Source organism: Caballeronia sp. KNU42, from assembly GCF_053760385.1.
In genome coordinates, this window is the sequence record NZ_CM132388.1 from 3,304,386 (window position 1) to 3,322,174 (window position 17,789).

At 61.2% G+C, this 17,789-nt stretch carries 19 protein-coding genes and 1 tRNA gene; 8 read left to right on the plus strand and 12 right to left on the minus strand.

Annotated features, from left to right (window positions below; translation table 11 throughout):
• Nucleotides 1-212: 212 nt before the first annotated feature.
• Complete coding sequence (gene ybiB, locus ACSOSP_RS14940) at nt 213-1,172, minus strand: DNA-binding protein YbiB (RefSeq protein WP_455307840.1); 960 nt, start codon at nt 1,170-1,172, stop codon at nt 213-215.
• A gap of 263 nt (nt 1,173-1,435) precedes the next feature.
• Between ybiB and ACSOSP_RS14945 the strand changes: the two genes are divergently transcribed.
• Genes ACSOSP_RS14945 through ACSOSP_RS14955 form a run of 3 tightly spaced genes read left to right on the plus strand, consistent with a single transcriptional unit; the run spans nt 1,436 to nt 3,408 of the window.
• Nucleotides 1,436-2,134, plus strand: a complete 699-nt coding sequence (locus tag ACSOSP_RS14945) for a fumarylacetoacetate hydrolase family protein (protein WP_455307842.1) — start codon at nt 1,436-1,438, stop codon at nt 2,132-2,134.
• 21 nt (nt 2,135-2,155) lie between these two features.
• Complete coding sequence (gene maiA, locus ACSOSP_RS14950; RefSeq protein WP_455307844.1) at nt 2,156-2,800, plus strand: maleylacetoacetate isomerase; 645 nt, start codon at nt 2,156-2,158, stop codon at nt 2,798-2,800.
• Nucleotides 2,797-3,408, plus strand: coding sequence for a LysE/ArgO family amino acid transporter (locus ACSOSP_RS14955; protein ID WP_455307846.1), 612 nt, complete (start codon nt 2,797-2,799; stop codon nt 3,406-3,408). Before maiA ends, ACSOSP_RS14955 begins: the two co-directional genes overlap by 4 nt.
• 53 nt (nt 3,409-3,461) lie before the next feature.
• On the opposite strand, the gene ftsY is transcribed toward ACSOSP_RS14955, so the two are convergent.
• Nucleotides 3,462-4,910, minus strand: a complete 1,449-nt coding sequence (ftsY, locus tag ACSOSP_RS14960) for a signal recognition particle-docking protein FtsY (RefSeq protein WP_455307847.1) — start codon at nt 4,908-4,910, stop codon at nt 3,462-3,464.
• A gap of 438 nt (nt 4,911-5,348) precedes the next feature.
• Here ftsY and rsmD point away from each other — a divergent pair, with 438 nt between their 5' ends.
• From rsmD to ACSOSP_RS14975, 3 genes are all read left to right on the plus strand, one after another.
• Entirely contained in the window at nt 5,349-5,960 is a 612-nt protein-coding gene (rsmD, locus tag ACSOSP_RS14965) for a 16S rRNA (guanine(966)-N(2))-methyltransferase RsmD (protein ID WP_455307849.1), read from the plus strand.
• A 142-nt stretch (nt 5,961-6,102) separates the two neighbouring features.
• On the plus strand, nt 6,103-6,606 hold the full coding sequence (gene coaD, locus ACSOSP_RS14970; protein WP_455307851.1) for a pantetheine-phosphate adenylyltransferase: 504 nt from the start codon (nt 6,103-6,105) through the stop codon (nt 6,604-6,606).
• A gap of 90 nt (nt 6,607-6,696) precedes the next feature.
• Nucleotides 6,697-6,954, plus strand: coding sequence for a YfhL family 4Fe-4S dicluster ferredoxin (locus tag ACSOSP_RS14975; RefSeq protein WP_031357612.1), 258 nt, complete (start codon nt 6,697-6,699; stop codon nt 6,952-6,954).
• Between the two features lie 39 nt (nt 6,955-6,993).
• Here the strand turns inward: ACSOSP_RS14975 and hisC are convergent, their stop codons facing one another.
• From hisC to ACSOSP_RS15015, 8 genes are all read right to left on the minus strand, one after another.
• Nucleotides 6,994-8,058, minus strand: a complete 1,065-nt coding sequence (hisC, locus tag ACSOSP_RS14980) for a histidinol-phosphate transaminase (RefSeq protein ID WP_455307853.1) — start codon at nt 8,056-8,058, stop codon at nt 6,994-6,996.
• 45 nt (nt 8,059-8,103) lie between these two features.
• Nucleotides 8,104-8,709: an aminoacyl-tRNA hydrolase gene (gene pth, locus ACSOSP_RS14985; RefSeq protein ID WP_455307855.1), complete on the minus strand. Its 606-nt coding sequence runs from the start codon at nt 8,707-8,709 to the stop codon at nt 8,104-8,106.
• 141 nt (nt 8,710-8,850) lie between these two features.
• Complete coding sequence (locus ACSOSP_RS14990; RefSeq protein WP_455307857.1) at nt 8,851-9,483, minus strand: 50S ribosomal protein L25/general stress protein Ctc; 633 nt, start codon at nt 9,481-9,483, stop codon at nt 8,851-8,853.
• A 156-nt stretch (nt 9,484-9,639) separates the two neighbouring features.
• Nucleotides 9,640-10,593: a ribose-phosphate pyrophosphokinase gene (locus tag ACSOSP_RS14995; RefSeq protein WP_455307859.1), complete on the minus strand. Its 954-nt coding sequence runs from the start codon at nt 10,591-10,593 to the stop codon at nt 9,640-9,642.
• Between the two features lie 48 nt (nt 10,594-10,641).
• A tRNA-Gln gene (locus ACSOSP_RS15000) sits at nt 10,642-10,718 on the minus strand.
• 55 nt (nt 10,719-10,773) lie between these two features.
• Nucleotides 10,774-11,694 carry a 4-(cytidine 5'-diphospho)-2-C-methyl-D-erythritol kinase gene (gene ispE, locus ACSOSP_RS15005; protein WP_455307860.1) on the minus strand — a complete coding sequence of 307 codons (921 nt, stop codon included), beginning with the start codon at nt 11,692-11,694 and terminating at the stop codon, nt 10,774-10,776.
• 17 nt (nt 11,695-11,711) lie between these two features.
• Complete coding sequence (gene lolB / locus ACSOSP_RS15010; protein WP_455310979.1) at nt 11,712-12,284, minus strand: lipoprotein insertase outer membrane protein LolB; 573 nt, start codon at nt 12,282-12,284, stop codon at nt 11,712-11,714.
• A 59-nt stretch (nt 12,285-12,343) separates the two neighbouring features.
• Nucleotides 12,344-14,212, minus strand: a complete 1,869-nt coding sequence (locus tag ACSOSP_RS15015) for a tetratricopeptide repeat protein (protein ID WP_455307862.1) — start codon at nt 14,210-14,212, stop codon at nt 12,344-12,346.
• Between the two features lie 85 nt (nt 14,213-14,297).
• Between ACSOSP_RS15015 and mutM the strand changes: the two genes are divergently transcribed.
• Both mutM and mutY read left to right on the plus strand, forming a co-directional pair.
• Nucleotides 14,298-15,128, plus strand: coding sequence for a bifunctional DNA-formamidopyrimidine glycosylase/DNA-(apurinic or apyrimidinic site) lyase (gene mutM / locus ACSOSP_RS15020; RefSeq protein WP_455307864.1), 831 nt, complete (start codon nt 14,298-14,300; stop codon nt 15,126-15,128).
• Between the two features lie 5 nt (nt 15,129-15,133).
• Complete coding sequence (gene mutY, locus ACSOSP_RS15025) at nt 15,134-16,192, plus strand: A/G-specific adenine glycosylase (protein ID WP_455307866.1); 1,059 nt, start codon at nt 15,134-15,136, stop codon at nt 16,190-16,192.
• 22 nt (nt 16,193-16,214) lie between these two features.
• Here the strand turns inward: mutY and ACSOSP_RS15030 are convergent, their stop codons facing one another.
• Both ACSOSP_RS15030 and rapZ read right to left on the minus strand, forming a co-directional pair.
• Nucleotides 16,215-16,847: an LON peptidase substrate-binding domain-containing protein gene (locus tag ACSOSP_RS15030; protein ID WP_455307868.1), complete on the minus strand. Its 633-nt coding sequence runs from the start codon at nt 16,845-16,847 to the stop codon at nt 16,215-16,217.
• A gap of 34 nt (nt 16,848-16,881) precedes the next feature.
• Nucleotides 16,882-17,778, minus strand: coding sequence for an RNase adapter RapZ (gene rapZ, locus ACSOSP_RS15035; protein ID WP_455307870.1), 897 nt, complete (start codon nt 17,776-17,778; stop codon nt 16,882-16,884).
• Nucleotides 17,779-17,789: the final 11 nt, after the last annotated feature.

The window sequence follows — 17,789 nt, forward strand, 5'->3', positions numbered from 1 at the left end:
AACTACGAAACTGCGGGAGGGACCGCGCGAGGAACGCGCGGCGCCACGTTTAGCGACTTACGCTAGACGTAGCGATAGGGGCCGCGCTAGGCGACCCTGAGTAATTCGAAGGGAGGGGAACTCGGTAAAGCTCATTTCTGCACATTAGCGCAGGGCGCGCGCTTTTGTCAACAGAGAGGGTTTATCGGCTGAAGAATGCTTTGGCGAATGCTCTAGCGCCTGACGATGTCCGCAATCAACTCCGCCTGGCGCGCGAGCGCAGGCGGAATCGGTGCTTCGCCCCGCAGAACGGTTTCGATCCAGCGGGCAGTGGTCGCGGCGTCCAGGGCCTCGGGCAACGCCACTGCCGGCGCGTCCGGCGACGAGCGCTCCGGCGAAATCAGCGTCTCCGCGTGGCCGTCGTGGAACCAGTCCACCTGCACTTGCCGGCGGGTGTCCGCTACCGCTTCGCCTTCCGTCCCGCGTGCGAGCAGGGCGCCGCCGGCGGCAGCATCGGGATGCTCGGTGAACAGTCCCGTCAGGCTCTCGCGATACTCCGGATGGGTGTAGTTCACCAGCCGCAAGCCCGGCTGCGCGAACGGCTGAAGGATCTTGACGAGCGTATGCGTGGAATTTCTCACGCCCATGATCCGGCGGATCGCGAGCAGGCGCGCGAGCTTGGGTGCGAGCACGGTGATCGGCGCGAACGCCAGCCGCCGCGAGGCGAGGTTGTCCTCGATTTCATCGTGGGAAGTGCATTCCGGAATGCCCAGTTCGGCGAAAATCGCCGCGCTCGTGATGCGGCCAGGGTCAGTCGTGACGCCATGCACGAGCACCGGGACGCCGTCGCGCGCGAGCAGCATCGCCAGCAGCGGGGTCAGGTTGGGTTGCTTGCGCGCGCCGTTGTAGGTAGGGATGGACACGGGTCGTGCGTGGTCGCGGCCGTTCTGGATATGCAGCGGTGCGAACGAACGATGCGCGGCCGCCAGCATCGCGGCGAGTTCCGCAGCCGTCTCTCCCTTTACTCGATACGCCAGCAACACCGCGCCGAGTTCGAGATCGGAGACTCGGTTGTCTAGCATTGCTTCGTAGAGAGCGTAGGTGTCTTCGCGGGTCAGCGCTCGCGCGCCGTTCGGCCCGCGGCCGATTTCCTTGATGAAGCGGGCACACGGGAAAGGAGTTGTGTCGGTCATTGATTGGTCTGCGAGGGCTGTGCACCTTTGTACACGATCGGCCGCTGCAATTCTGGAAATACAGGAATCACATTCAGTACCGCATTTGAGCCGGGCGTGCAAGTCGCGGGGTTGGGACCGCCAGCGGGAGCCGCAGACGGCGCGGCATGCTTTGCCATGTGATGCCGAGGGGCTCATAGGCCATCCAGCCGAATCGCGATGCGCAACCGTGCACGTTAAACTTGAGGTTCAGGTCGATGCTTAATCAAACAGGAGAGAACGCAATGAGTCACGTATTTGCTCCGGCACCCGCGGTCGCGGTGCCTGTTGTCGGTTCCAGCGACCAATTTCCTGTTCGCCGGATCTATTGCGTTGGCCGGAACTACGAGGCGCACGCACGCGAGATGGGACATGACCCCGATCGTGAACCGCCGTTTTTCTTCGGCAAGCCCGCTGACGCCGTGCTGTATGTCGCGCCAGGTGCGACTGGCGAATTCCCATATCCGTCGCAGTCGAAGAACGTCCACTTCGAAATGGAGCTGGTGGCGGCAATCGGCAAGCAAGGCAAGGACATTCCCGCGGGCATTGCACTCGACTACGTCTATGGGTACGCGCTCGGTCTCGACATGACCCGCCGCGACCTGCAAGCCGAAGCGAAGAAGCTGGGCCGTCCGTGGGATACGGCCAAGGGTTTCGATCACTCGGCGCCCCTGGGCCCGATTCATCCAGTTGCGAAGGTCGGGCACCTGGAAAAAAGCGCGATCTGGCTCACCGTCAATGGCGAAGAGAAGCAACGATCGGACATCTCGCAACTGATCTGGTCGGTAGGCGACACGATCGCGTATTTGTCCACGCTGTTCGAATTGTTCCCCGGCGACCTGATTTTTACGGGCACGCCTGAAGGCGTGGGCGCGATTCAGAAGGGCGACCTGATGAAGGGCGGTGTCGATGGAATCGGAGAGTTCTCCGTGCGCGTGGTCTGACTATAAAAACGGAAGGGAGCCATGAAGCTATACAGCTATTTTCGTAGCTCGGCGGCGTACCGCGTGCGGATCGCGTTGAATCTCAAGGGACTCGCCTATGAGTACGCGCCAATCCATCTTCTGCGCGACGGCGGTCAACAACTGAAGCCGGAGTATCGCGAGCTGAATCCGGACGGGATCGTGCCGACGTTTATCGACGGCGATGACGTGCTCACGCAGTCGCTTGCGATCATCGAATATCTGGAAGAAACGCATCCCGAGCCAGCGTTGTTGCCGGGCTCGCCATTGGATCGTGCGTTCATTCGTTCGGTCGCGCTTCAGATTGCGTGCGAGATTCATCCGGTCGACAACCTGCGCGTGCTCAAGTATCTGAAGCACACGCTGAAGGTTGGGGACGAAGCGAAAGACGCGTGGTACCGGCATTGGCTGGAGTCGGGTTTCGAGTCGCTCGAAAAACGGCTTGCGAACGACTCGCGCGTGGGCAAGCTGTGTTTCGGCGATACGGCAACGCTCGCGGATCTGTGCCTCGTGCCGCAGGTGTACAACGCACGGCGCTTTAATCTCGATGTAAGCCGTTATCCAACGATCGAACGCATCGCCGATCACGCCGCGCAAATCGATGCGTTCGCGCGCGCCGCGCCAGGGCAACAACCGGACGCCGAATGACGACAGCAGTTTTTCTTTCCGGCGCCGGGCTCGGCGCAAGTTTGATTATCGCGATTGGCGCTCAAAACGCTTTTGTATTGCGCCAAGGCTTGAAACAACGGCACGTAGGCTGGGTCGTTTTTATCTGCGCGCTGATCGACGTGTTGCTGATCGGGCTGGGTATTGGGGGAATGGGGGCGCTGATCGCCCGAGCACCCGTGCTGCTCGGGGTCATACGCTGGGCAGGAGCAGTGTTTTTGTTCCTCTACGGCCTGCGGGCGTTTCACGCGGCGTGGAAGGGGCCGGGACATTTACACGCCGAGAACGGCGAGTCGCAGACGGCGTTGAGCGCGGTAACAACGGTGCTCGCTTTATCGCTGCTGAATCCGCACGTCTATCTCGATACCGTCGTACTGCTCGGTGGCATTGGTGCACGGTATGGCTGGCCGGGGAACGCGTGGTTTGCCGCAGGGGCAATGTGTTCGTCGATCATCTGGTTCACCGCGCTCGGGTTCGGTGCGCGTTTGCTCCAGCCTCTGTTCGAGAAAGATGTCTCGTGGAGAGTGCTCGATGTGATCGTGGGGATTGTGATGTGGTGGATTGCCGTGGCGTTGCTCGTCTCAAGCTGAAACGGCCGCGACCGCGGCCGCGGTCTGGCTGAACGCCAGGCCGCGGCGCCGGTTTAATTTCCGAGCAAGGCGTCGGCGAACTCGTCGGCGCTGAACGGCTGCAAGTCCTCCACCTTTTCGCCCACGCCAATGAAGTACACCGGAATCGGCCGCTGGCGCGCGATGGCCGCGAGAATGCCGCCCTTCGCCGTGCCGTCCAGTTTGGTCACGATCAAACCGGTCAAGCCGAGCGCATCGTCGAAAGACTTTACCTGGGCGAGTGCGTTCTGGCCCGTGTTTGCGTCGATGACCAGCAGGACCTCGTGCGGCGCATCGGGCTGTGCCTTCGCAATCACACGCTTCACCTTGCGCAGTTCTTCCATCAAGTGAAGCTGTGTGGGCAGACGGCCCGCCGTGTCGGCCATCATCACGTCGATCTTGCGGGCACGGGCGGCGCCGACTGCATCGAAGATCACGGCGGCGGCATCGCCACTTTCCTGCGACATCACCGTCACGTTGTTGCGTTGCCCCCAAACCGTGAGCTGTTCGCGCGCGGCAGCACGGAACGTGTCGCCGGCGGCGAGCAGCACGGACTGGTCGAAGCGCTGCAAATGTTTGGCCAGCTTGCCGATGCTCGTGGTCTTGCCCGCGCCGTTCACGCCGGCGATCATCATCACGAGCGGTTGGGCGCGACCGAGCATCAGGGACTTCTCGAGCGGCCGAAGCAGGTCGGCAAGCAGCGAGCGCAGTGCGGCCTTGACCTGCATTGAATCAGTGAGCCGTTCGCTGCGCACTTTTTCACGCAGCGCTTCGAGCAGGTATTCGGTGGCATCGACACCTGCATCCGACATCAACAACGCCGTTTCAAGTTCCTCATACAAATCCTCATCGATCTTCGCGCCGATGAAAATCCCCGTCAGGCCCGAACTGGTCTTCGATAGCCCCGTTTTCAGGCGCGTCAGCCACGAACGCTTCGCGCTCGCTTCGGGTTCCGGCGGCGGCACAATTTCAACGGTTTCGGCCGGCGCTTTCCACTGGGATGTCGTGCGGCCTTGCCAATAGGGTTTGGTTTGTGGCGTGGTGGTTGCAGCGGGGCTTGTGTTCACAGGCGAGGCTTGCGTCGCCGGCGTGGGCGTCCCCGCTGCCGCTACGCCGGGGGCTTCGGTCCGCGTCGGCTCGACAACCGTGGCCGTTGACGCGACCGGCTGTGCGGGCGTAACCGGGGCCGTGGCGTGTGACAGCGAAGCGCTCGATGCAGGCGGTGTCGTACCTGCGGGCGCTGCGTTACCAATAGGCGCGGCTTCAGCCGACCCAGTCCCTCGCAGCGGCGCTTCCGAAGCCCGATCCGAAGCGGCAACGCCTTCCCGCGCAGTCGCCGGGGTACCAGCGTGCTGAAGCCCTCCAGCGTCCTCAGAACGTGCCTCGGCGACGTCCCCGGTTTCGTTTTCCTCGGGCGCATCGGTATCGATATCGATATCGGAATCGGTCGATTTGCCTATTAATCGTTTGAAAAAGCTGAACATGATCTGCAGTGGTGGGGGTGGCGCGTTTTATCGATGCCGTCGCAACCGCGTTGCTGCGTCGAACGAGCGAACAACGCAAACGCAAGATGACGATGGCTGCCGTGCCGCGAAAAACCGCCGAAAAGCCGGGCGTATGCGCAAAAAAAGCGAAAGACAGCTATTTTATCAGCCGGCACCGATTGTAGTGGCCGCCCGGGCGGCGAACCCCAGCATCCGGCGCGGCGGGGCTGTGGTAACGTGCCCGCATCGGCGACACGCCAATTGTCGAAACCGATGACGTTCTCACCCGGCCCGCGCGGGTCATCCCGCCGCCTTTACCTACGCTCCACCCACGCCCCACGCACGTCCATGTCCCGTTCATCGATCACCCGCGCATTAGAGCGAAACCCAGAGCGAAATCGCGAACGCAGCCCCGAGCGTACCGCTGAGCATACCCCCGTGCGCGCACCGAAAGTCCGCGAAGCCGCGCCATCGCGGGGCGGCAAGGCGCATTCCATCCGTATCATTGGTGGCGACTGGAAACGCACGCCACTGCCCGTCCTGAGCCTGGATGGCCTGCGGCCGACACCGGACCGGGTCCGCGAGACGCTGTTCAATTGGCTCGGCCAATCGCTCGATGGCAAGCGTTGCCTCGATCTCTTTGCCGGCAGCGGCGCATTGGGCTTCGAAGCGGCGTCGCGCGGCGCGCTACGCGTGCTGATGGTGGAACGCAGCGGACGCGCGGTAGCGCAACTGAAGTCGAACCAGACGCGCCTGGCCGCGAAAAACATCGAAATCGTCGAAGCAGACGCGCTGCGGCTCGCTGCGGGCCTCGCGCCGAATTCCTTCGATGTCGTGTTCCTCGATCCCCCTTTCGGAGACACCACCATGCTCCAGCGCGCCATTGAACTGGCCGTGCCGCTGGTGTCGCCGGGCGGCGCGTTGTACATCGAATCGGGTGAACCTGTCGATCTCGCGCAAACGCCGGCGTTGTCCGGATGGGCGATTACCCGCGAAGGCAAGGCTGGCGCGGTCCGCTATCATTTGCTGCGGCGCGAAAATGAGGAATAATGCGCGTTCCCAAACACTGGCGGGGCAATGTGTGGCCGACAGTGGACGGGGCGTGCTCTGCATTCGGTCTTGCTGGTACCGGCAGCGGCCCAATCTGTAACGAAAGACATACCAGAAGAAGTATCAGAAGAGGAGATGCCCCATGGTTGTAGCCGTTTATCCCGGAACGTTCGACCCGCTCACGCGCGGTCACGAAGACCTCGTGCGACGTGCATCGAGTATTTTCGATACGCTGGTGGTTGGAGTGGCAGACAGCCGGAACAAGAAGCCGTTCTTCAGTCTGGCGGAACGGCTGGATATAGCGCATGAGGTGTTGGGTCATTATCCGAACGTGCAGGTAATGAGCTTCAAGGGGCTACTGAAGGATTTCGTGCGCACGAACAATGCGCGCGTGATCGTGCGGGGTTTGCGTGCCGTCTCCGACTTCGAATACGAATTCCAGATGGCGGGCATGAATCGTTATCTGCTGCCGGACGTCGAAACCATGTTCATGACGCCGTCGGATCAATATCAATTCATCTCGGGCACGATCGTGCGCGAGATCGCGCAACTCGGCGGCGATGTCAGCAAGTTCGTTTTCCCATCGGTGGAAAAGCGCTTGCAGGACAAGGTCGGTCCGATTCCGCAAGACCCAACGGTGCCGTGAGCGCTTCTGGCGCTTGTTGACACGCGCGCTTATTTAAGGGCGCGCGGGCACCAAAAAAGCCGGCGAGATGCCGGGCGAAGAGAGTAAAGCATGGCCCTGTTCATTACCGATGAGTGCATCAACTGCGACGTATGCGAGCCCGAGTGCCCGAACGACGCTATCTCGATGGGTGTCGACATCTACGTGATCGACCCGAACAAGTGCACCGAATGTGTCGGCCACTACGACGAACCGCAATGCCAGCAGGTGTGTCCGGTGGATTGCATTCCTCGCGACCCGGCGCACGAGGAAAACGCCATCCAGCTGATGGCGAAATATCACGGGTTGATGAAAGCGAAGGGCGCCTGATTCAACGTCAAGCCTCTGGCGCCCTCGACGCGCGTGGCCTCAGACCAACGCGCGCAACGCCGCTAGCAGCGCGTCGCAGTCGGCATCGGTGCCGACAGTAATCCGCAGATGCTGATCGATTCGCGGTAGTTTGAAATGCCGCACGAAAATCTCCTTCTCCTTCAGACGTGCAGCCAGCGTGGCGGCGTCGTGTTCCGGATGGCGCGCGAATACGAAGTTCGCGGCAGACGGCACTACATCAAAGCCCAGCGCTTGCAAGTCCGCCGTCAGCCGTTCGCGGCTGACGATGACCTTCGTACAGGTTTCACGAAACCAGTCGTCGTCTTCAACGGCCGCGATCGCCGCGGCTTGCGCCAGCCGGTCGAGCGGATACGAATTGAAGCTGTCCTTCACGCGTGTCAGCGCCTCGATCAATGCTTCGTGCCCGAGTGCAAAGCCCACGCGCATGCCTGCCAGTGAACGCGCTTTCGAGAACGTCTGCACGACCAGCAGATTCGGATTTTCATCGATAAGCGTCACCGCCGATTCCGCACCGAAATCCACATACGCTTCATCGATCACCACAACCGAATCCGGATTCGCCGCGAGCAAAACCTTGATCTCGGCGAGCGGCAACGCGCGTCCGGTCGGCGCGTTCGGATTGGGCAGCAGCACGCCACCATTGGGCGCGCGATAGTCGTCCACATCGATACCAAAATCCGCGTTCAGCGGTATCACGTCGACCGCTACGCCGTACAACTGCGCGTACACGGGATAAAAGCTGTAGGTAATATCCGGAAAACGGATTGGCTTGTCGTGCTTGAGCAGCGCCTGGAACGTGTGCGCGAGAACCTCGTCCGAGCCATTGCCGACAAACACTTGTTCCACCCGCAAACCGTGATGCTGCGCGATGGCCGCGCGCAACGCATGTGCTGTCGGATCGGGGTATTTGCGCAGCGAATCGCCGTCCTCGCCGAGTTCGCGCCGGATTGCATCGACAACGCGTGGCGAGGGCGGATAGGGGTTCTCGTTCGTGTTGAGCTTCACGGGACGCGCGAGCGCGGGTTGTTCGCCCGGCACATACGGCGTCAGCTTATTGACGATATCGCTCCAGAAACGGCTCAAGGTTCGCTCCTTAGTTGTCCCTGCGGGACGGGTAGTGCAAATTCGCTACTGCGAGTTGCGATGCAGGTTCATCATCGCGCGTTCCATCTCGTCATTGATCGCGATCGGCATGACAGCAAGCGCGCGTTCGATCGATGCATCGATGACGTCCTGCTCCTCGCGCCGCGGCGGTTTCAGCACAAAATTCGCCACATCCGGTTTCGCGCCGGCACGCGCGGCTTCGGGAATGAGATCACGCGGATGCCCGATGCCGATCCGCAACCGCCAATATTGTTGCACCGACAAATGCGCGGAAATGTCCTTCAGGCCATTGTGCCCGCCGCTGCCGCCGCCGAGTTTCAGCTTCACCGTGCCGGGCGGCAGATCGAGTTCATCGTGTGCGACCAGGATCTCGTCCGGCAAAATCTTGAAGAATTGCGCAACGGCGACTACGGATTGCCCGGACCGGTTCATGAAGGTTTGCGGCTCGAGCAAATGAATCTCTTGCCCGTTGAGCCGGCCGCGGCCGTAGTGCCCATGAAACCGGCGCTCATCACGTAACGACGCACCCGCATCGCGCGCCAGTTGATCGACGAACCAGAAGCCGGCGTTGTGACGGGTCGCGGTGTATTCGGCGCCCGGATTGCCGAGCCCGACGATCAGTTTGATCATGTTCAATCTTGGCGGCGTAGCAAATCCACCGCGCCAGAAAAAGGCCAAAAAAAACCCGCCGGAGCAGAGCAACGGCGGGTCACTTCGTCCGCTCTTGCGGGCGGACCCGAGCGGACTCAAGCGGACAGGCTTCAGCCAGACTTATGCAGCCGGCTTGTCGCCTGCGCTCGGAGCAGCAGCGCCACCCGAAGCGGCTTCGTCGGACACGACGGCAGCCGGGATGGTCGCCGAAGCGATCACCGGGTTTTCTGCGTCGAGGTGAGCGACCAGCGCCACGCCCTTCGGCAAAACGATGTCCTTCACGTGCAGCGTGTGACCGGCTTCGATCTTCGCCAGATCGAGTTCGACGAATTCCGGCAGGTCAGCCGGAAGGCATTCGATTTCGACTTCGTTCAGCACGTGGGAGATCACCGCGCCGCCAATCTTCACAGCCGGATTCGTTTCTTGATTCATGAAGTGCACCGGTACCTTGGTATGCAGCTTCTTCTTCGAATCGACACGTTGGAAGTCAACGTGCAGGACCATTTGCTTGAACGGATGGTATTGCACATCGCGCAGCAGAACCTGTTGCGACTTGCCAGCGATTTCCAGGTCGAGAATCGACGAATGGAACACTTCTTTCTTCAGCGCGTGCCAAAGTGCGTTGTGATCGAGCTCAACAGCTTGAGCTTCAGCATTTGCGCCATATACGATGCCCGGGGTCTTGCCCGAGTTACGCAGGCGGCGGCTCGCACCCGTACCTTGCAGATTGCGCTCAAAAGCGACTACTTTCATGATTCAACTCCATAATCTGCCCGCGACCAGGCAGTGAAAACGGGGCTGTCCGCGTGTTCGCGTTCAGCCCCAGAGCAGCGGTCCAGGCCTTCGTTCGCCTGAACCGATTACGCAGTTCCGCAGAGCTTTAACGCCCCGCCAAACCGCCAATACTGTTTAACCTTCCGCGAACAGCGACATCACCGAGTCGCCGCGACGGATACGCGAGAACGTTTCGGCCAGCAATCCCGCGCTCGACAGAATACGCACCTTCGGGCACGCCCGGGCTTCGTCGGAGAGGGGGATGGTGTCGGTCACGACCAGTTCGTCGAGTTCCGAAGCCGTGATCCGCTCTGCTGCGCCACCGGACAAAACCGGGTGCGTGGCATACGCGAATACTTTCGTCGCGCCGCGTTCCTTCAAAACCTGTGCTGCTTTGCAGAGCGTGCCGGCGGTGTCGACCATGTCGTCCATGATCACGCACGTGCGGCCTTCCACTTCACCAATGATGTTCATCACTTCAGCGACGTTCGCCTTCGGGCGACGCTTGTCGATGATCGCCAGATCGGTGTTCAGTTGCTTGGCCAGTGCCCGGGCGCGGATGACACCGCCCACATCAGGCGACACCACCAGCAGGTTCTCGTAGTTCTGCTTGCGCAGATCGCCGAGCAGCACGGGGGTGGCGTAGATGTTGTCGACCGGGATGTCGAAGAAACCTTGAATCTGGTCGGCGTGGAGGTCCATGGTGATGACACGATCCACACCGGCAATTTCCAGCATGTTCGCCACGACCTTCGCCGAGATGGCGACGCGAGCCGAACGTGGCCGGCGATCCTGGCGGGCATAACCGAAGTACGGGATGGCTGCGGTGATCCGGCCAGCGGATGCGCGCTTGAGCGCATCGACCATGATCATGAGTTCCATCAGCGTGTCATTGGTCGGCGCGCAGGTGGACTGCAGCACGAACACGTCCTTGCCGCGCACGTTTTCCTGGATCTCGACCATGATTTCGCCGTCGGAGAAACGGCTGACCATTGCCTTGCCAAGCGGGATTCCAAGGATTTTGACGACTTCCTGTGCAAGCGCGGGATTCGCGTTGCCAGTGAATACCATCAGGCCGTCACTGCTCATCGTGCACCTGTGTCTTGGCTGGGGCGAGAGGGAAAACGCGAGAAATTATGGCAGGGGAAGAAGGATTCGAACCTTCGCATGCTGGAATCAAAATCCAGTGCCTTAACCAACTTGGCGACTCCCCTACACTAACTTTGAGTCTTGCCGGGCAGTGTAGGACAAACCCGTCAAAACAAAACTTTACGACGCGAAAGCAAAGAGAGGATGCGAATCCAGACTTTCGGTCACTGTGCTCTTCCAGCTTGCCGGGAGTTTGGCTTGCGCCATCTCAGCTTCGGCCTTGCTACGAAAAGCGGCAAACACGCTCGCTCCGGATCCGGTCATTCGCGCAGGTGAAAGATTCGAAAACCACTCGATCACCGTTGCTACTTCCGCGTACTTCTCAACCACAACTGCCTGCATATCATTTCGGCCGAAGCTGTCAGGCCAATCTGCGTCAGAACTATGTTGTGCAAGGAAGTCCGTAATTGTGAGGACTTTTGAGTCCCTCGTCAACCCTTTCTCTGAAAAAATCGCAGCGGTTGGAACATGCACCGCAGGACTCACCACCAAGAAGAAGCGTTTCGGCAGATCGACGGCTTGCAGCGCTTCACCGACACCTTCCGCGAAAGCATTCTGCCCGAAGATAAAAAACGGCACATCGGCGCCGAGTTTCAACCCCAGGTCCTGCAACGCTTCCCGAGACAAATCCAGGCCCCACAAGCGATTCAGGGCCAGCAGCGTGGTCGCGGCGTCAGAACTGCCGCCGCCGAGACCCGCGCCCATGGGCAGTATTTTATCAATTTCTATGTTTACGCCAAGGGGGCTGGCCGTTGTCGACTGCAGCAAACGAGCAGCACGTACGACCAGGTCATCCGCTTCAGGCACACCCGGAACATCGGATTTGCGCGCGATCACGCCGTCGTCGCGACGGGTGAAGTGCAGCCGGTCACCCCAGTCGAGCAACTGGAACACCGTCTGCAACGCGTGATAGCCGTCCGGGCGGCGCCCCGTGATGTGCAGGAACAGGTTGAGCTTGGCCGGCGCGAGACAATCGCGCAGCGAAGCGCCGGCCAGCGGACGCGCTGAGCCCGACGATGAACTCGATAAAGATGACGGCATGCGATTGAACTAAGGCGTTACTGGTCGAGGACGAGTTTGATATCGAGCGGCGGTTCGTCGCGCGACAGATTCAGGCGCTTTACGCCGGTCGCAGGGGCGTCGGCATAGGCCAGATAGTCGATGGTCCAGCCGTCCTGCTTGATTTCCTTCAGGCGGCCGTTCTCCGACGACGAATCCATGGTCGTACGCGCTCGCGAGCTTGGCGCAGGCGATGGCTGGAGCCAGTACCGCAAGCCTTCCACCGGCAGCGCGAAACCAAGGGTGGTGCGCATCAGTTCGGAGACGTTATCGGCGGTCTGCGGCTGGCGATTCGGCAGTTCAAGCGTGGCCGAAGACGGCGACGATGTCACGATAGCCAGCGTTTGCCCAAGCGGATTACGCAATTGCAGCGTGACGGTGTCGCCGGTTTCCTGCCAGTCGAAGTTGCCGTACGCGTTGCGCTGCTGACCGTTCTGGTCGTCGTACTGAACCGAAAAACGGCCGTGATATGCGCGGCTGGTCTGCGCGGTGATCTCGGTCGCTGCATTCGATGTAGTCGGCACGCGCGGTTTGATCGCGCACCCCGACAGCACCACCGCACCCGCTGCCATCAGCGCGAGCGCGCCGCGACGCACACGCTGACCGCCCAGAAAATTCGTTGCAATCAAGTTCAAAGGTCGTTTACCTGGAATCGTTTGAGCGTTTTCAACAATGTGTCGTTGCCGGGTTCGAGCTTCTGCGCCTGACGCCATGTGTTGCGCGCCTGATCCTGCTGCCCTGACTTCCACTGCACTTCGCCGAGATGTGCGCCAATTTCGGCGTTCGGCTGCAGGTCATAGGCTTTCTTCAGGATATTGGCAGCTTCCGCCTGATTACCCATCCGATATTTCGCCCAGCCGAGGCTGTCCATGATGAACGCGTCGTTCGGCGCAAGCGACACAGCCTTCTCGATCAATTTTTCCGCCTCGTCCAGACGCTGGTTGCGATCGACGAGCGAATAGCCGAGCGCGTTATACGCCTGGGCGTTGTCCGGCTGCTGCGCCATCAGCTTGCGCAACTGCGTTTCCATGGTGTCGTAGTGACCGTTCTTCTCGGCCGCCATGGCGTAGTCGTAGGAAATGTCGGGATCATCAGGGAATGCCGCCGACGCCTTCGCCAACGCCGCTTCCGCCTCCGGATACCGCTGCGCCTGGAACAGCATCGCGGCGTCGGTACGCGCAAGCAACGCCAGGTCGCGTGGGTCCGACGTCTGCAGGCTGCCCAGCAATTGCCGCGCTTCATCGACCTTGCCGTGCGAGGCGAGGATCTGCGCCCGTGTGACTTGCGCCGGCAGGTACTGCTGGCTGGCACGCGGAATCTTGTCGAGCCACTGGTTCGCGGCTACATCGTCTTTCTTCTCCAGCGATAACTGCGCCAGATAGATGTAAGCCTGTCCCGGATCGGCGTTCGGCGTGCTTTCAGCCGCCGCCGCGTATTGCTTCAGGTAATCCTGCGCCTTGTCCGGCTGTTTCTTCTGAATGTTGATCAGCGCAAGCGCCATCAGCGGCGTCAGATCCTTCGAATCGTTCTTGCGCATGATTTCGAACTGCTTCTGGGCGTCGTCGAGACGATCCGCCGACAGATACAGTTGCGCCAGCGCAAGCCGCGCGTCATGCGACTTCGGATCCTTCTCGAGGTACTTCTCGAACGAAGCAATACCTTCGTTGCGTTCGTTCGGCCCCATGCGCGCAAGCGTCAACGCGGCAGGCAAGTAGTCGGGCTTCAGTTTCAGCGCTTGTTCAAGCGATGCCTTCGCGCCCGGCTGGTCGTCGGCGGCAATTTCCTGCCGGGCGAGCGCCAGTTGCGTTTCCGGCCGGTCGAGATCGTTCCTGACCAGATCCTTCAGCACATTCAATCCGCCTACGCGATTCGGTCCGCGCGACAGCAGGATCTGCAGTGAAAGGATGGCGTCGCCACGCTGGTTCGCAGGGACTTTCGCGAGCTCGGTCGTGAGGATCGGCTTGGCGTCGTCGGGCTTGCCGGAAAGGATCAGCAGCGACGCGCTCAACTGCGCCGCGCGTTCCGAATTCGGTGAAAACTGCTGCCAGAGCTGGACTGCCGTCAGCGCGTCGTTGGGGCTTTGTGCGGCGATTGCAATCTCTGTCGCGCGCTGCGCGAAGCGTGGATCGTGCGTGTCGCGCGCGAGCGCGAGATAAGTCTGATAAGCCGGCGCCGCCTGATTGCGTTGCAACGCGACTTCCGCCGCGAGCACCTGGAACACGATCTGGCTAGACGCGGCCACATTCGGTAAGTCCTGCACTTCCTTGCCCGTGGGCGGCGCGGTGATCAGGTCTGCAGCACTGATGGCGGATTGGTCGTCGTCAGGCGTGGGAAGTTGCGCGGGAGTCTGCGCGTAGGCGGGCGCAAGCGCAAACGCGGCCACCGCGAACGCCACTGCGGCCGCGAGCTTGCTCGGGTAGACCGGCTTACCGCGTGCGGCGCTCGTTTGCGCGGTCGCTGCACGCTGCTTCGAAAACAACTTTACGAAGGACAAGTTCATGGAAATCCGATCAATGTTTCAGTCGATTGTAACGCGCTCGCTACAATACGCGCACATCCCACAGCAAGTTGCAGACCAGTAAAACATGCCAGAGTTGCCGGAAGTCGAAGTAACCCGCCGCGGGATCGAACCGTTCGTCGCCGGACGCCGGGTAGAGCGTGTCGATGTCCGTACACCGGCGCTGCGCTGGCCGATTCCGCAGCATCTCGCGAAGACGATGAAGGCGCTGAAAATCGAGAAGGTCGAGCGGCGCGGCAAGTACCTTTTGTTCGAAACCTCCGAAGGCTGGCTGATCGTGCATCTCGGCATGACGGGGACGTTACGGGTACTGCGTAACGTGCCACGACCGCCGGATGCGGCGAAGCATGATCATATAGACCTGATCTTCGATGACTTTATTCTGCGCTTTCGCGACCCGCGACGCTTCGGCGCGGTGCTCTGGCATGCGCGTGCAGACGGCGATGTCCTCGACCATCCGCTGCTGGCAGGCCTGGGCGTGGAGCCGTTCACCGCTGAGTTTTCCGGCGCGCTGATGTACCGGCAGACGCGCGGGCGCAAAGTGTCCGTCAAGCAGGCCTTGCTCGCGGGCACGATGGTCGTCGGTGTGGGCAATATTTATGCGTCCGAGAGCCTGTTTCGCGCGGGTATCCGGCCGACCGTCGCCGCCGGGCGCGTCTCGCTCGTGCGCTACGATCTCCTCGCCGACGCCGTGCGCACCACGCTTGCCGCGGCGATCGAAAAGGGCGGCAGCACGTTGCGCGATTTCGTGGGCAGCAACGGCGAGTCAGGCTATTTCCAGCTCGATTATTTCGTCTATGATCGCGCGGGTTTGCCGTGCCACGTCTGCGGAACGGCCATCAAACAAATCGTGCAAGGCCAGCGATCCACGTACTTTTGCCCGCGCTGCCAGCGCTAGCCGACATGCTCCAGCTCACCGACTTCTCCACGCGCCTGATCGCGTGGCAACGCGTTCACGGCCGTCACGACCTACCGTGGCAAAACACGCGCGATGCCTACCGGATCTGGTTGTCCGAAATCATGTTGCAGCAGACGCAGGTATCGACGGTGATTCCGTACTACGCGCGTTTTCTCGACCGTTTCCCCACTGTAAACGCGCTCGCTTTCGCCCCGCTCGACGACGTCATGGCGCTCTGGGCCGGACTCGGCTACTACTCGCGCGCGCGGAATCTGCATCGATGCGCATTTGTGGTGTCGACAGAGCACGGCTGCGAGTTTCCCCGCAGCGTAGATGAGTTGGCTGAACTGCCGGGTATCGGGCGGTCGACGGCGGCGGCCATCGCGTCGTTTGCGTTCGGCGCGCGCGCGACCATTCTCGATGGCAACGTGAAGCGGGTGCTCGCGCGGGTGTTTGGTATCGATGGATTTCCGGGCGAAAAGCGCGTGGAAAACACGATGTGGACGCTCGCCGAATCGCTGCTTCCGGACGCCGCGCACAAGGACGAAGTCACCGCGTACACGCAGGGTTTGATGGATCTGGGCGCCACGTTGTGCGTGCGTGGCAAGCCGGATTGCGCGCGCTGTCCGTTTGCTGCCGACTGCGTGGCGAACGTGACCGGACGGCAAAAGGAATTGCCCGCGTCGCGTCCGAAAAAGACCGTGCCGACACGCAAGACCTGGATGCTGGTGCTGCAGGACGGCGATAGCGTCTTGCTGGAAAAGCGCCCGCCGACGGGCATCTGGGGCGGACTATGGAGCCTGCCGGAAGCAGCCGATGAAGACGCGCTCGCGGCCGTCTCACATAGCTTCGGCGGGTCGGCCGAGCTTCAGCGGCTAACTCCCTTCACGCACACGTTCACGCATTTCAAGCTGGATATCGAGCCGCGTCTTGGTCAGGCGACCGGCGTGCCCGACGCTGCCGATAACCGGACCGTGTGGGCGCCGCTTGCGAATATCGATGCGTTCGGGGTGCCGGCTCCAGTCCGCAAACTCCTCAATGCACTGCAGGGTTCGCTGATCTGATATCGCGGGCTGCCGAGCGGATTCAAAGCAGTTGATGCTGCTGCATATAGTGATGCACGACATCGATTCGCGCGGCAGCGTCCTCAAGCTCCATCAGTTTTTGCCGGGCGCGCATGGGGATCGGCAGAATTTCCGATAACCGGTTGGAAACCCACGTCGGATCGTCGAGAAGGAAGGGTTCGGTGAACGGCAAGTCCTTTGGCTCGCGCGCCTTGATTGCATCGATGATCCGCTCCAGCACCTCCGCGCACGCACCAAATTTCATCAACGCTTGGGCGTCGTCCATGGGCGTGTCGTCGCCAATGGTCTCCGCTACGCCGACGAGCAGGTTGCTCGGTTCCACGCGATGCGACAACAGCCGAAAGCGTGTCGTGCCGCGCGCCTGGACCAGCAGCATGCCGAACGTGTCGACGTCGCATTGCGTGATCTCGGCCAGGCAGCCAATGCTCTCGGGCACCGACGGGTCCCCCGGCGACGCGATCTCACTACCGCTTTTCAACAGGCACACGCCGAACGGCGTGCCTTCGCGCAAACACGCACGCGCCATGTCCAGATAGCGGGCTTCGAAGATTTTCAGGGGGAGATGGCCGCCCGGAAACAACACGGTGTGCAGCGGAAACAGCGGCAGGTCGGCGAGCAGGGGATTGGTGGACATCGCGCGCTTCTTTTAAAAGGCCGCCCGAAGGCGATCAGGTTTGCAAGGACGCGACGTGTCCATCCAGAGCGATGGGTGCGTCGCGATGCCGCACAATCACATTGGCCTTGTCACCGAAGCGCGCGGCGAGCGCCTGGGCGATGAATACCGAACGATGCTGGCCACCCGTGCAACCGATCGCGACCGTCAGGTAGCTACGGTTGTCGTCACGAAATTGCGGCAGCCATTTGGCGATGAACGTGCCTACGTCATCGATCATCTGGTGGACCATCGGCTGGGCAGACAAAAAGTCGATAACCGGCTTGTCCAGCCCGGTCAGCGGCCGCAGTTCGTGGTCGTAGTAGGGATTCGGGAGCGTGCGGACATCGAAGACGAAATCAGCGTCGAGCGGCACGCCGCGCTTGAATCCGAACGATTCGAACATCAGCGTCAGCCCGGCCGTCTCCTGCTCGATAAAACTCTTCACCCACGCGCGCAAAACGTTCGCCCGCAGATTGCTGGTGTCGATCTGATGGCCGAATTCGGCGAGCCCCGAGACGAGTTCACGTTCACGTTCGATAGCTTCGCCCAGCGAGGTGAGCAGCCCGACATCGGCGTCGTGACCCGGCGAACCCGACAACGGATGCCGGCGGCGGGTCTCGGAAAAGCGCTGGATCAGCGACTGCGTACTGGCGTTGAGAAACAGCACGCGCAGGTCGAACGCTTGCGACAGGTCTTTGATGATGGCGGGCACTTCGTCGAGCGAGCGGCTCGAGCGTGCATCGATAGCGACAGCCAGGCGCGGCTGCCCCTGACTGTCAAGATACTTGGCGAGTTCGGGCAGGAAGCGCGGCGGCAGGTTGTCGACGCAATAGTAGCCGGCGTCTTCGAGCGCGTTCAGGGCAACCGATTTGCCGGAGCCGGAAATACCCGTAATCAGAATGATGCGCATGAATAAGGACT

Bases quoted from the DNA above. Each gene is read 5' to 3' on its own strand.
- lolB (WP_455310979.1), bottom strand. From the start codon at position 12,284: ATGGCAGCGGGTGCGGTGGTGCTGTCGGGGTGCGCGATCAAACCGCGC.
- ACSOSP_RS15015 (WP_455307862.1), bottom strand. From the start codon at position 14,212: ATGAACTTGTCCTTCGTAAAGTTGTTTTCGAAGCAGCGTGCAGCGACC.
- coaD (WP_455307851.1), top strand. From the start codon at position 6,103: ATGGTTGTAGCCGTTTATCCCGGAACGTTCGACCCGCTCACGCGCGGT.
- ACSOSP_RS14995 (WP_455307859.1), bottom strand. From the start codon at position 10,593: ATGAGCAGTGACGGCCTGATGGTATTCACTGGCAACGCGAATCCCGCG.
- ftsY (WP_455307847.1), bottom strand. From the start codon at position 4,910: ATGTTCAGCTTTTTCAAACGATTAATAGGCAAATCGACCGATTCCGAT.
- ACSOSP_RS14990 (WP_455307857.1), bottom strand. From the start codon at position 9,483: ATGAAAGTAGTCGCTTTTGAGCGCAATCTGCAAGGTACGGGTGCGAGC.
- mutY (WP_455307866.1), top strand. From the start codon at position 15,134: ATGCTCCAGCTCACCGACTTCTCCACGCGCCTGATCGCGTGGCAACGC.
- ACSOSP_RS14975 (WP_031357612.1), top strand. From the start codon at position 6,697: ATGGCCCTGTTCATTACCGATGAGTGCATCAACTGCGACGTATGCGAG.
- maiA (WP_455307844.1), top strand. From the start codon at position 2,156: ATGAAGCTATACAGCTATTTTCGTAGCTCGGCGGCGTACCGCGTGCGG.
- ACSOSP_RS14945 (WP_455307842.1), top strand. From the start codon at position 1,436: ATGAGTCACGTATTTGCTCCGGCACCCGCGGTCGCGGTGCCTGTTGTC.
- rapZ (WP_455307870.1), bottom strand. From the start codon at position 17,778: ATGCGCATCATTCTGATTACGGGTATTTCCGGCTCCGGCAAATCGGTT.
- pth (WP_455307855.1), bottom strand. From the start codon at position 8,709: ATGATCAAACTGATCGTCGGGCTCGGCAATCCGGGCGCCGAATACACC.
- ACSOSP_RS14955 (WP_455307846.1), top strand. From the start codon at position 2,797: ATGACGACAGCAGTTTTTCTTTCCGGCGCCGGGCTCGGCGCAAGTTTG.
- mutM (WP_455307864.1), top strand. From the start codon at position 14,298: ATGCCAGAGTTGCCGGAAGTCGAAGTAACCCGCCGCGGGATCGAACCG.
- ACSOSP_RS15030 (WP_455307868.1), bottom strand. From the start codon at position 16,847: ATGTCCACCAATCCCCTGCTCGCCGACCTGCCGCTGTTTCCGCTGCAC.
- ispE (WP_455307860.1), bottom strand. From the start codon at position 11,694: ATGCCGTCATCTTTATCGAGTTCATCGTCGGGCTCAGCGCGTCCGCTG.
- ybiB (WP_455307840.1), bottom strand. From the start codon at position 1,172: ATGACCGACACAACTCCTTTCCCGTGTGCCCGCTTCATCAAGGAAATC.